Annotated in this window: 9 protein-coding genes and 1 pseudogene; 6 read left to right on the forward strand and 4 right to left on the reverse strand. The window is 71.9% G+C overall.

All coding sequences use genetic code 11. From position 1 onward, the window contains the following. Positions 1-126 precede the first annotated feature (126 nt). Positions 127-1,770 carry a M4 family metallopeptidase gene (locus ACFY0F_RS02145; RefSeq protein WP_388787527.1) on the reverse strand — a complete coding sequence of 548 codons (1,644 nt, stop codon included), beginning with the start codon at positions 1,768-1,770 and terminating at the stop codon, positions 127-129. A gap of 139 nt (positions 1,771-1,909) precedes the next feature. Between ACFY0F_RS02145 and ACFY0F_RS02150 the strand changes: the two genes are divergently transcribed. Then, entirely contained in the window at positions 1,910-2,341 is a 432-nt protein-coding gene (locus tag ACFY0F_RS02150; RefSeq protein WP_388787529.1) for a gamma-glutamylcyclotransferase family protein, read from the forward strand. Between the two features lie 15 nt (positions 2,342-2,356). On the opposite strand, the gene ACFY0F_RS02155 is transcribed toward ACFY0F_RS02150, so the two are convergent. Both ACFY0F_RS02155 and ACFY0F_RS02160 read right to left on the reverse strand, forming a co-directional pair. Beyond that, the gene (locus tag ACFY0F_RS02155) at positions 2,357-4,510 is read right to left on the reverse strand and encodes a molybdopterin oxidoreductase family protein (protein ID WP_388787532.1); all 2,154 of its coding nucleotides are present in this window, start codon (positions 4,508-4,510) and stop codon (positions 2,357-2,359) included. Between the two features lie 100 nt (positions 4,511-4,610). Continuing rightward, positions 4,611-5,288 (reverse strand): vancomycin high temperature exclusion protein, encoded by a 678-nt coding sequence (locus ACFY0F_RS02160; RefSeq protein WP_388787535.1) that lies wholly within the window; start codon positions 5,286-5,288, stop codon positions 4,611-4,613. Between the two features lie 151 nt (positions 5,289-5,439). Between ACFY0F_RS02160 and ACFY0F_RS02165 the strand changes: the two genes are divergently transcribed. The 4 genes from ACFY0F_RS02165 (at position 5,440) to dnaG (ending at position 11,016) form a co-directional block, all read left to right on the forward strand. Then, positions 5,440-6,228 carry a sirohydrochlorin chelatase gene (locus ACFY0F_RS02165; protein WP_388787538.1) on the forward strand — a complete coding sequence of 263 codons (789 nt, stop codon included), beginning with the start codon at positions 5,440-5,442 and terminating at the stop codon, positions 6,226-6,228. A 146-nt stretch (positions 6,229-6,374) separates the two neighbouring features. Beyond that, the gene (locus ACFY0F_RS02170; RefSeq protein WP_388787541.1) at positions 6,375-7,694 is read left to right on the forward strand and encodes a deoxyguanosinetriphosphate triphosphohydrolase; all 1,320 of its coding nucleotides are present in this window, start codon (positions 6,375-6,377) and stop codon (positions 7,692-7,694) included. Positions 7,695-7,798: 104 nt separating this feature from the next. After that, a complete protein-coding gene (locus tag ACFY0F_RS02175; RefSeq protein ID WP_388787544.1) occupies positions 7,799-9,064 on the forward strand; it encodes an NAD(P)/FAD-dependent oxidoreductase in 1,266 nt (421 codons plus the stop codon). Positions 9,065-9,111: 47 nt separating this feature from the next. Continuing rightward, positions 9,112-11,016 carry a DNA primase gene (gene dnaG / locus ACFY0F_RS02180; RefSeq protein ID WP_388787547.1) on the forward strand — a complete coding sequence of 635 codons (1,905 nt, stop codon included), beginning with the start codon at positions 9,112-9,114 and terminating at the stop codon, positions 11,014-11,016. A gap of 7 nt (positions 11,017-11,023) precedes the next feature. Here the strand turns inward: dnaG and ACFY0F_RS02185 are convergent, their stop codons facing one another. Then, positions 11,024-11,347, reverse strand: coding sequence for a hypothetical protein (locus ACFY0F_RS02185; RefSeq protein WP_388787550.1), 324 nt, complete (start codon positions 11,345-11,347; stop codon positions 11,024-11,026). 155 nt (positions 11,348-11,502) lie between these two features. Between ACFY0F_RS02185 and ACFY0F_RS02190 the strand changes: the two are divergent. Next, a pseudogene (locus tag ACFY0F_RS02190) lies at positions 11,503-12,778 on the forward strand (RNA polymerase sigma factor). Positions 12,779-12,786: the final 8 nt, after the last annotated feature.

A 12,786-nucleotide genomic window follows, 5' to 3' on the forward strand; every position in this document is an offset into this window, starting at 1 on the left:
TACGGCTGTGGCGTCGAAGGCATGGACGCGCCAGAACGGTACTGGTCCGCAGCGGCCAAGGCCGAGAAATCCGCCACCTCGCGTACGGGAGACCGGCGCCCCACCAGGGGCGCCGGCCTCACCGCCTCAGTTCACGTTGACCGCGCTCCAAGCCGCCGCCACCGCGTTGTACTCCGTGCTGCCCGCGCCGTAGAGGTCCTTCGCCGCGTTCAGGGTCGCCGTGCGGGCGCCCGCGTAGTTCGTCGAGGACGTCATGTAGACGGTCAGGGCCCGGTACCAGATCTTGCCGAGCTTGTCGCGGCCGATGCCGGTGACCGCCTTGCCGTTGTACGTGGGGGAGTCGTAGCTGACGCCGTTGATGGTCTTCGCGCCGCTGCCCTCAGCGAGGAGGTACGCGAAGTGGTTGGCGACGCCCGAGGAGTAGTGGACGTCCAGGTTGCCGACCGACGAGGACCAGTAGTCGGCCGAACTGCCGTCCTTGGACGGCTTGTCCATGAAACGGAGGGCAGCCTTGCCGAAGCCGGGGCGGACGATGCGCTCGCCGATCAGGTAGTCGCCCTTGTCGGTGGGGTTGTTGGCGTACCACTCCACCATCGTGCCGAGGATGTCGGAGGTGGCCTCGTTCAGGCCGCCGGACTCGCCCGAGTAGGTCAGGGCGGCCGTCTTGGAGGTGACGCCGTGCGTCATCTCGTGGCCGGCGACGTCCAGGGCCACCAGCGGGCCGAAGGTCGTACCGTCACCGTCGCCGTACGTCATGCAGAAGCAACTGTCGTCCCAGAAGGCGTTGTTGTAGGCGTTGCCGTAGTGGACGCGGTTGTACGAGCCCTTGCCGTCGCCCGCGATGCCGTTGCGGCCCTGGACGTTCTTGTAGTAGTCCCAGGTCTCGTTGGTGCCGTACTGGGCGTCCACCGCCGCCGAGGAGCGGTCGCTCGCAGTCCCCGTGCCCCAGTGGTTGTCGGTGTCGGTGAAGAGCGTGGCGGGGGCGCGGCTGAAGCAGATGCCGAAGATGCACAGGTCGGTCTTGTTCTCGGCGTCGCCGGTGTAGGTGTTGCCCCGGGTGGGATCCTTCAACTGGTACGAGGACCCGGACTGCGTCGACTCCAGCGGCACCGTCCCGCTGTACAGCGACTGCCCGTCGCCGGTCGCCGTCTCGATGCTGTCCCAGGCGTCGATCTGCGCGCCGGTGAGGGCGTTGGTCAGCACGGTGCGGGCGACCGGGTTGCCGAGGGAGTCCTTGGCGACGGCGTTGGTGCGCCAGGCGAGCTGCGGCTTGCCGTGCAGGGCGTCGACCACCAGCTCGGGCTTGGCCTTCAACTGCCGCAGAGCATCACCCAGGTTGGCGGCGCGCAGGGCGTTCGCCGCGAGGTCGGCGGCCTTGGGGGCGGAGATCTTCGGGGTGATCGAGGGCAGGGATATCGCGCTTCGCGTGGCGCGGTCGGCGCTGCGGTACGTGCCGTTCGGGGTCAGGTGGACGACGAAGTCGCCGCCGAGGACCGGAAGGTGGCGGTAGGTGCGGTCGTAGCGGACGTGCTGGGTGCCGTCCTTGTCGACGATCACGTCCCGGACGCTGGTGTCCTGGGTGGAGGTGAGGCCCAGGCCGGTGGCGTGGGCCAGGAGTGCCGACGCCGCGTTCTCGATCGCGGTGGCCCTGGTCGGTCTGCCGTCGGCGTGCGCGGCGGGGGAGAGTGCTGCGGCCAGCAGCGTGGCGGTCGTGGCGGCGATGCCGGCCGTCGCGAGACGGGATCCTCGGTTGTGCCGTGTCCGACTCATCGGTCTCCTAGGGGAGGCGCCCTGAAGGCGTGGGGGTGGCGCGCTGATGTCCCTGAGATTTAAGGGCCCCGGACATGTCATGTCCATAGCGCCTACAAGGAGATGTGTGCGGACTCGGAGAGGATGCAGAATCGTTTCTGTGACCGTGCCGACCTTGCCGTTCTTCGTCTACGCAACCCTCCGCCCCGGCGAACCCAACCACGACGTCTTCCTGGGCGGACGCACCCGCTCCGCGGAGCCGGCCCGGCTGCCGAGTGCGGTGTTGTACGCGGGACCCGGCTACCCGTACGCCGTGGAGGAGCCGGGCGCCACGGTGCGCGGGGAACTGGTGACCGCGCTGCCCGAGGGGTACGCGGAGTTGGTCGCCGCGCTGGACCGGCTGGAGGAGTACGCGCCCGGGAATGGCCGGAACCTGTACGAGCGGGTCGAGCGGCGGGTCGTCCGCGAGACCGACGGCACTTCGGTGCGCGCGTGGGTGTACATCGCCGCGCCCCCCGTCGCGGCGCGGCTGCGCGAGCGGGGGACGCGGATCGAGGGCGGGGACTGGCGCGCAAGGGGCCGGTTCGGCTGAGGACCACTCACATCCCTACGCCCGCACCGCCTCCACCCGTACCGCGCACGCCTTGAACTCCGGCATCCGCGACGTCGGGTCGAGCGCCGGGTTGGTGAGGGTGTTGGCGCGGCCCTCGCCCGGCCAGTGGAAGGGCATGAACACGGTGTCGGGACGGATACCGGTGGTGATGCGGGCCGGAGCCACCGCACGGCCCCGCCGCGACACCACGGCCACCGGGTCGCCCTCGGCCGCGCCGAGCCGCGCCGCCAGCCGCGGGTGCAGCTCCACGAACGGGCCGGGGGCCGCGGTGTTCAGCTCCGGCACGCGCCGGGTCTGGGCGCCCGACTGGTACTGGGACACCACCCGGCCGGTCGTCAGCAGCAACGGGTACTCCTCGTCCGGCTCCTCGGCCAGCCCCCGGTGCGCGACCGCGGCGAACCGGGCGCGGCCGTCCTCGGTGGGGAACCGGTCGAGGAAGAGGCGCGGCGTGCCGGGGTGCACGGCGGGCTCGCCCGAGCCCCCGGCGGTCTCCCCGGCGTCCGCAGGACCGGCGTCCACCGGGCCGACTCCCGCTGCCCCCTCCGCCTCCGGGCAAGGCCAGAACACCCCGTTCTCCTCCGCCAGCCGGCGGTAGGTGATCCCCGAGTAGTCCGCGAGCCCGCCCGCGCTCGCCCGGCGCAGCTCCCCGAAGACCTCCTCGGGGTCGGTGGGGAAGCCCTTCTCCACACCCAGCCGGGCGGCGAGCCCGTGCAGCACCTCCAGGTCGCTGCGGACCCCGTCGGGCGGGGAGACCGCCTGCCGCCGCAGCAGTACCCGGCCCTCCAGATTCGTGGTCGTACCGGTCTCCTCGGCCCACTGGGTGACCGGCAGCACGACGTCCGCGAGCGCCGCGGTCTCCGACAGGACGACGTCCGCCACCGCGAGGAAGTCCAGCGACCGCAGCCGCTCCTCCACGTGCGCGGCGTGCGGCGCGGACACCACCGGGTTGGAACCCATCAGCAGCAGTGCCCTGATGTCCGTCCCCAGCGCGTCCAGCAGCTCGTAGGCGCTGCGGCCCGGGCCCGGCAGGCTGTCGGGGGCCACGCCCCACACCTCGGCCACGTGCCGTCGGGCGGCGGGGTCGGTCAGCTTGCGGTAGCCCGGCAACTGGTCCGCCTTCTGGCCGTGTTCGCGCCCGCCCTGTCCGTTGCCCTGTCCGGTCAGACAGCCGTACCCGGACAGCGGGCGGCCCACGCGGCCGGTGGCCAGGCACAGGTTGATCCACGCGCCCACCGTGTCGGTGCCCTTTGACTGCTGCTCGGGCCCGCGCGCGGTCAGCACCATCGAGGCCTCGGGCTCACAGAACAGCCTTACCGCCTCGCGGAGTTCGGGGACGGACACCCCCGTGATCCGTTCCACGTGCTCCGGCCAGTGCGCCATCGCGGACGCCCGGGCCTCCTCCCAGCCGGTCGTGCGCTCCCGGATGTACTCCTCGTCCGTGCGGCCCTCGGCGACCACCAGGTGCAGCAGTCCCAGGGCCAGCGCGAGGTCGGTGCCGGGGCGCGGCGCGAGGTGCAGGTCGGCCTGCTCGGCGGTCCTCGTGCGGCGCGGGTCGACGACGATCAGCGTGCCGCCGCCCGCGCGCAGTTCGCTGAAGAAGCGCAGCGACGGCGGCATGGTCTCCGCGAGGTTGGAGCCGACCAGGATCACGCACCCTGTCTTCGGGATGTCCTCCAGCGGGAACGGCAGCCCGCGGTCCAGACCGAACGCCTTCGTGCCGGCCGCGGCGGCCGACGACATGCAGAAGCGGCCGTTGTAGTCGATCTGCGAGGTGCCCAGCACGACCCGCGCGAACTTGCCGAGCGCGTACGCCTTCTCGTTCGTCAGGCCGCCCCCGCCGAACACCCCGCAGGCGTCGGGACCGTACGCGGTGCGCGCCGCGGACAGGCCCGCGGTGATCCGGTCCAGCGCCTCCTCCCAGGAGGCCGGCACCAGCTCACCGCCGGACCGCACCAACGGCGAGGTCAGCCGCACCGCGGAGGACAGCAGCACCGGCGCCGTCCGTCCCTTGCCGCACAGCGCACCCCGGTTGACCGGGAAGTCCGGGCGTTCCAGCACCTCGACGCCCCCTGACGGCGTGGGCGACACGTTCATCCCGCACTGCAGGGCGCAGTACGGGCAGTGGGTGGGCGTCGAGGTGGTCTCCATACCGCCCAGCGTGCTGCGCACGTGTTACGTGCCGTGACGGCTCCCTGTTACACGGCCGGGACGGTGACCTCCCCACGGCCACCCGGCCACGGTGAGGCCGTCACCGTCCGGCGGCCAGCGCCCGCGCCACCCCTTTCTCCTCCGGCCCCAGGAACCGGGGGTCCGGCTTGAACACCGCGTCCAGGGCCGCCTTGCCCGCGGCGAACACCTCGCGGGTGCCGCCGTAGTACCAGGTGGCGTCGTGCTTGGCGTCGACGCCGACGCCGTAGGAGTCGATGCCAGCCGCCTCGCAGAGGGCGACGGCGCGCCGGATGTGGAAGCCCTGGCTGATCAGGACGGCCCGGTGGACGCCGAAGATCTTCCTGGCGCGCACGCAGGAGTCCCAGGTGTCGAAGCCGGCGTAGTCGCCGACCACACGGGAGCCGGGCACACCGCGCTTGGTCAGGTACGCGCGCATGGCGTCGGGTTCGTCGTAGTCCTTCCGGCTGTTGTCGCCGGTGACGAGCACGACCTTCACCCGCCCCGCGCGGTACAGCCGCACCGCCGCGTCCAGCCGGTGCGCGAGGTACGGCGACGGCTCGCCGTCCCACAGCCCCGCCCCGAACACCACGGCGACATCGGTGCGCGGCACGTCCGCCGTGGTGCGCAGCCGGTCGGCCGTCGACACGAACAGCCAGGTCGCCGGAAGCAGCGCCAGCACACATCCGGCCATCAGGGCCTGCACCAGCCGCCGCCGCCCGGCACGGGTGCGCGGCAGGCGCGGTCGACGCAGTTTCACGGGGTCCCCCTTCTCCGTTTCCGACCAGGAGGACGCGGCGCAGGGTGATCCGGTTCGCCTCACACCGCGCGGACCACCACGGTGAAGCGCCGGAAAACACCCGTGACGGCCGTGCAACGAGGGCGCAACGTCCTGCCGTCAGGATCCTTCCATGACGGCCTCGAACCCTTCCCGCGACGAGTCCCGCCTGGTCACCCTGGACGGCAGGCGCCGCCCAGGCCCGCCCGCCCTCGTCCTCGTGGGGCACGGAAGCCGTGACCCGCGCGCGCTGGAGACCGTCCGCGCCCTCATGGAGCGGGTACGGGAGCTGCGTCCCGGACTGTCCGTGCGCCTCGGCCACATCGAGCTGAACGAGCCCCTGCTCACCGACACCCTCGCCGCCCTCGGCGACGCGCCGGCCGTGCTCGTACCGCTGCTGCTCAGCCGCGGCTACCACGTCAAGCGGGACATCCCGGAGATGGCCGCCGCGGCCACCGCCCGCACCCGCCTGGCCGCACCGCTCGGCCCGCACCCGCTCCTCGCGCAGACCCTGTACGACCGCCTGGTGGAGGCCGGCTGGCCCACGGACTCCGACGAGGCCACCCGCCGGACCAGCGGCGTCGTCCTCGCCGCCGCCGGTTCCCGCGACCCGGACTCCGCCGCCGACACCCGCCGCACGGCCCGGCTGCTCGCCGACCGCCTCGGCGTCCCGGTGGTCCCCGCGTACGCCTCCGCCGCGACGCCGACGGTCGAGACGGCCGTACGCGCCCTCGCCGCACGGGGCCGCCACCGCGTCGCGCTCGCCTCCTGCTTCACGGCCCCCGGCCGCTTCGCCACCCAGTGCGCCGAGGCCGCCCCCTGGATCGCCTCGGCCCCGCTGGGCGCCCACGAGGCGATGGCCCACCTGGTCCTGCACCGGTACACCGAAGCACTGGAAACCTCGGTGACCACGGCTGCCTGAGGGGCGCGGGGCTGTACCGATGTGCGGCTCCGCCGCGTGGGCGCGACAAGCCACAACGCACCCGCATCCGCCAAAAAAGCACAACCCGGCAGACGAGTAGGCGCCCGCAACCCCGGATTGTCACAGTGGCCCCGTACTGTCGAACCATGGAAGGCACCGCAGGCAAAGGCACCGTACCCGGCTACGACCCGACGTCAGTCGACCGCTGGGCCCCCGAGCCCGACAAACGCCCCGGCCGCACCGCCTTCCAGCGAGACCGCGCCCGCATCCTGCACAGCGCGGCACTCCGCCGCCTCGCCGGCAAGACCCAGGTGGTCACCCCGGGTGAGCCCAACCAGGCCGCCTGGGACGCCAGTCCCCGCACCCGGCTGACCCACTCGCTGGAGTGCGCCCAGGTCGGCCGGGAACTCGGCGCCGCCCTCGGCTGCGACCCCGACCTCGTCGAAGCCGCCTGTCTCTCCCACGACCTCGGCCACCCTCCCTTCGGCCACAACGGCGAACAGGCGCTCAACGAGTTCGCCGACGACTGCGGCGGTTTCGAGGGCAACGCCCAGTCCCTCAGGCTCCTCACCCGCATCGAGCCCAAGCGCTTCACCGCCGAGGGCTCCGTCGGCCTCAACCTCACCCGCGCCGCCCTGGACGCCGCCACCAAGTACCCCTGGCCGCGCGGCGCCCACCCCACCGACCCGGCGTCCGTCAAGTTCGGGGTGTACGAGGACGACCGGCCGGTCTTCGACTGGGTACGCAAGGACGCCCCCGGCACGCGCACCTGCTTCGAGGCCCAGGTCATGGACTGGGCGGACGACGTGGCGTACTCGGTGCACGACGTCGAGGACGGACTGCACGCCGGTCACATCGACCCGGCCTGTCTGCACGCCGGACCGGAACGGCGGACGGTCTTCGCGGTCGCCATCGGCCGGTACGTCCCCGTCGGCACCGACCCCGCCGAACTCGACGAGGCCCTCGACCGGCTCCTGGACCAGGAGTGGTGGCCGCACGGATACGACGGCACGGCGGTCGCCCAGGCCCGGCTGAAGGACGCCACCAGCCAGCTCATCGGCCGGTTCTGCCTGGCCGCCGAGACCGCCACCCGGGACGCATGGGGGTACCACCCAGGCCGTTCAGGCACTGGGGGAGGCGGTGGCCGCCTCACCCGGTACGAAGCGGAACTCGTCGTACCGCGCGCCACCCGCATGGAGTGCGCGGTCCTCAAGGCGGTCGCCGACCAGTACGTGATGCGGCGCGCCGAACAGGAGCGGCTCCGCGCCGACCAGCGGATCGTCGTCGCCGAACTCGCCGAGGCGCTCACCGCCCGCGCCCCCTACGGCCTGGACCCGCAGTTCCGCTCGCTGTTCGACGCGGCGGACGACGACCATGCCCGCAAGCGGGTGATCGTCGACCAGATCGCGTCGCTCACCGACGCCTCCGCCCGCTCGTTGCACGCGAGACTGAAGGGGCAGGGGTGAAAGAAATGTGACCCTCCGTGGCCTGATCGGGTCACTCCCCCTTCCCGCATCACGCACAGTGCGGGACGCTCCCCTGTGGCGGCATCTTTACGAGGAGGCATCAAGTGGTCGACGCGGACCAGACGTTCGTCATCGTCGGAGGAGGGCTGGCCGGCGCCAAGGCGGCCGAAACGCTCCGGGCGGAGGGCTTCACCGGCCGGGTGATACTGATCTGCGACGAACGCGACCACCCGTACGAACGCCCGCCGCTGTCCAAGGGCTACCTGCTGGGCAGAGAGGAACGCGACAGCGTCTTCGTGCACGAACCCGCCTGGTACGCGCAGAACGACATCGAGCTGCACCTCGGCCAGACCGTGGACCGGATCGACCGGGTCGCGAAAACCGTCCGCTTCGGCGACGACGGCACCCTCGTGCACTACGACAAGCTGCTTCTCGCCACCGGCGCGGAGCCCCGCCGCCTCGACATCCCCGGCACCGACCTCGCGGGCGTCCACCATCTGCGCCGTCTCGCCCACGCCGAGCGGCTCAAGGGCGTGCTGACCGCGCTCGGCCGGGACAACGGGCACATCGTGATCGCGGGCGCCGGCTGGATCGGCCTGGAGGTGGCGGCGGCCGCCCGCCAGTACGGCGCCGAGGTCACCGTCATCGAGCACAACCCGACCCCGCTGCACAACGTCCTCGGCCCCGAGCTCGGCAACGTCTTCGCCGAGCTGCACCGCGAGCACGGGGTCCGCTTCCACTTCGGGGCCCGGCTCACCGAGATCGTCGGCCAGGACGGCATGGTGCTGGCCGCCCGTACCGACGACGGCGAGGAGCACCCGGCGCACGACGTCCTCGCGGCCATCGGCGCGGCTCCCCGTACGGGCCTGGCGGAGGCGGCGGGCCTGGAGCTGGCCGACCGGGCGCACGGCGGCGGTGTCCTGGTGGACGAACGGCTGCGCACCTGTGACCCCGACATCTTCGCGGCCGGTGACGTCGCGTCCTTCCCGCTGGCCCTCTTCGGCACCGGTCTCCGGGTGGAGCACTGGGCCAACGCCCTGAACGGCGGTCCGGCCGCCGCCCGGTCGATGCTCGGCCAGGACGTCACCTACGAGCGCGTGCCCTACTTCTTCACCGACCAGTACGACCTGGGCATGGAGTACAGCGGCTGGGCGCCGCCGGGGACGTACGACCAGGTGGTCATCCGGGGCGACGCCGGCAAGCGGGAGTTCATCGCGTTCTGGGTGAGGCAGGGCCGGGTGCTCGCCGGGATGAACGTGAACGTGTGGGATGTCACAGAGCCGGTCCAGAACCTGATCCGCTCCGCGGCGCCGGTGGACACGGAGGCGCTGGCCGACCCGCACGTACCTCTCGACAGCCTCGTCCCCTGACTCCTCCTGGAGCCGGAACCGTCACCCCGCCCCCGTAGAATTCACGCGTGGCAGGACGGATCAACGACGAGGACGTGAAAGCGGTACGGGACGCGGTCCCGATCGACTCCGTCGTGTCCGAGTACCTCCAGCTGCGGAGCGCGGGGGGCGGCAACCTCAAGGGCCTGTGCCCTTTCCACGACGAGAAGTCGCCGTCCTTCCAGGTCAGCCCCAGCAAGGGACTCTTCCACTGCTTCGGCTGCCAGGAGGGCGGCGACACCATCACGTTCGTGATGAAGGTCGACCACCTGTCCTTCTCGGAGGCGGTGGAGCGGCTCGCCGCCCAGGCCGGCATCACCCTGCGCTACGAGGAGGGCGGGTACAACCCGTCCCACCAGCGCGGCGAGCGGATCCGCCTGGTCGAGGCCCACAAGATCGCCGCCCAGTGGTACGCGGAACAGCTCGCCACCAGCCCCGAGGCCGAGACCGGCCGTGTCTTCCTGGCTGAGCGCGGCTTCGACCAGGCCGCCGCCGTCCACTTCGGCGTGGGCTACAGCCCCCAGGGCTGGGACCACCTCACCCGCTATCTGCGCGGCAAGGGCTTCACCGACAAGGAGCTGCTCCTCTCCGGCCTCTCCCAGGAGGGCCGCCGCGGCCCCATCGACCGCTTCCGGGGCCGCCTGATGTGGCCCATCCGGGACATCGGCGGCGAGGTGGTCGGCTTCGGCGCCCGCAAGCTGTACGAGGCGGACAACGGGCCCAAGTACCTGAACACGCCCGACACGGCGATCTACAGGAAGTCACAGGTGCTGTACGGCATCGACCTGGCGAAGAAGGAGATCGCCAAGACCTCCCGCGCCGTGGTCGTCGAGGGCTACACCGACGTCATGGCCTGCCATCTGGCCGGGGTGCGGACGGCGATCGCCACCTGCGGCACGGCCTTCGGCGGCGACCACATCAAGATCCTGCGGCGCCTGCTGATGGACAACGGCTCCGCCCGGGTGATCTTCACCTTCGACGGTGACGCGGCCGGGCAGAAGGCGGCCCTGCGTGCCTTCGAGGACGACCAGAAGTTCGCCGCCGAGACGTACATCGCGATCGCGCCGGACGGCATGGACCCCTGCGACCTGCGCCTGGCCAAGGGCGACGAGGCGGTCGCGGACCTGGTCGAACCGCGTACCCCGCTCTTCGAGTTCGCGCTGCGCCAGATCGTGAGCCGCTACGACCTGAACACCCCGGCGGGACGGGCCGCCGCCCTGGACGAGGCCGCCCCGATCGTCGCCCGCATCAAGAACAGCGGCGCCCAGCACGAGGTCGCCGTGGAGCTCGCCGGGATGCTCGGCATCCTCGACACCCAGTTCGTGGTCAAGCGGGTAGCCCAGCTGGCCCGTTGGGCCCGCGACCGGGGCGGCAGGGGCCCCGCACCGGCACGCGGCCCCCAGCAGCAGTACGAGGCGGCGGCCCCCCGCCCAACGACTGCGGGCCCCGCGCTGAACCTCCGCAACCCGGTGTACGCCACGGAGCGCGAGCTGCTGAAACTCGCCCTCCAGCGCCCGGAGCTGGTCTCCCCGGCCTTCGACGCGTACGGGATCGACGAGTTCACCGCCGCGCCCTACGCGGCTGTACGCCAGGCCATCGCCGAGGCGGGCGGCGCCGAGTACGGCACGCAGGATCCCCAGGAGTACCTGGTCCGCGTCCGCGAGGCGGCCCCCGACGACACGGTCCGCGCGATGGTCACCGAGCTGGCCGTGGAAGCGATCATGCGCCGCACGGTCGACGAGGCCTACGCCGGCGAGCAACTGGTCTGGGTCCGCCGCCGCGCCGTGGACCGCCGCATCCAGGACATCCAGAGCACCCTCGCCCGCCTGAGCACAGGCGGCGACCCGGCCCACCTCGCGGCCGTGCAGAACGAGTTGTGGGTACTGCAGCAGTACGGACAGGCACTGCGCGTACAGGGGGCGGCGGCGCTGTGAGGGGCGACTAGTCCTCGTCCTGCGGTTGCTCGGACGGCGTGATACCCAAGTGCTGCATGATCGCCACTTGGCCCGTGACCAGAGCACCGAGCAGCTTGCCGTGCTCCTCCAGGGTCTTGGTGTGCGCCTCCAGCGCCTTGCTGTGCTCCAGCTGAGTCTGCCGCAGCGCCTGCATCAACTGGACGTCCGCGCGCCGCTGCTCTTGAAGCGCTGCAACGTCCCGGTCGGAGTTGACCGCAAGGTGCCGCGTGGCGGCCTGCTGCTCCGCCATGTCGTGCACCTGGGCTTCCAATGCCTCCAGGCGCTGCCGCAGCTCCTCGATCTCACCCATGCTTCCATCCTGCCCTGGCTCAGCGGGTGTCAGTGTCCCCGGCCATCAGTCCGATGGTCAAACGACCTGAGTAACCGCCCCGTCACGCCGCGATTGCAAAAAGTCACCGCAAGCCCCTCGTGGCGGCGATGTGTCTTCCCCCACACTGGGGTGCGGTGCCTGAGTCCTCGGAGCGCGGCCGATCCGTCCCCCCACGGGTCGCGACCCCCGCGGTTCCGCTCAGCAGCGATCACCTGGAGGTCGCCCCCCGTGCAGACCCAGACCCTCACACAGACCGACAGCACCATGACGGACGAGCCGGACGCCGAGAGCGGGGTCTTCGCGGTCGTCCCGTCGCAGAGTCGTGCCGCGCGTCACCCGGAGACGGAGCCGGAGGACGCGGCCGAGCCGGCGGAGCCGCCCGTCGAGGCACTCACCGCCGAAGACGTCGAAGCCGCTGATCCGGTCGAAGCCGCCGATCCGGTCGAAGCCACCGAGCCCGCCGGAGCCCCGGCGGCGGCCGCCCGCGCCGACACCTCCGGCCCCTCCTCGGACCTGTTCCGCCAGTACCTGCGCGAAATCGGCCGGATCCCGCTGCTCACCGCGGCCGAGGAGGTCGAGCTGGCCCGCCGGGTGGAGGCCGGGCTGTTCGCGGAGGAGAAGCTGAGCAGCACCCCCGACCTGGACAGCCGGCTCGCCGGCGACCTGGACCGGCTGGTCGTGATGGGCCGGATGGCCAAGCGCCGGCTCATCGAGGCCAACCTGCGGCTCGTCGTGTCCGTCGCCAAGCGGTACGTCGGACGCGGACTGACCATGCTCGACCTGGTCCAGGAGGGCAACCTCGGACTGATCCGGGCCGTGGAGAAGTTCGACTACGCCCGCGGCTACAAGTTCTCCACGTACGCCACCTGGTGGATCCGCCAGGCCATGTCCCGCGCCCTCGCGGACCAGGCCCGCACCATCCGCGTCCCCGTGCACGTCGTCGAGCTCATCAACCGGGTCGTCAGGGTGCAGCGACGAATGCTCCAGGAACGCGGGTACGAGCCGACCTGCGAAGAAGTCGCCGCCCACCTCGACCTGCCGCCCGAGCGGGTCGGCGAGGTGCTCCGGCTCGCCCAGGAGCCGGTCTCCCTGCATGCCCCGGTGGGCGAGGAGGACGACGTGGCGCTCGGTGACCTGATCGAGGACGGCGACGCCGCCAGCCCGGTCGAGTCGGCCGCGTTCCTGCTGCTCAAGGAGCACCTGGAGGCCGTCCTGTCGACGCTCGGCGAGCGCGAGCGCAAGGTCGTACAGCTGCGCTACGGTCTCGCCGACGGCCGCCCCCGCACCCTGGAGGAGATCGGGCGCATCTTCGGGGTGACGCGGGAACGGATCCGGCAGATCGAGTCCAAGACCCTGAACAAGCTGCGGGACCACGCCTTCGCCGACCAGTTGCGGGGCTACCTCGACTGAAGCGGGGG

Origin of the sequence: Streptomyces sp. NPDC001544, from assembly GCF_042894285.1 — a bacterium.
Classification (GTDB): Bacteria; Actinomycetota; Actinomycetes; order Streptomycetales; family Streptomycetaceae; genus Streptomyces.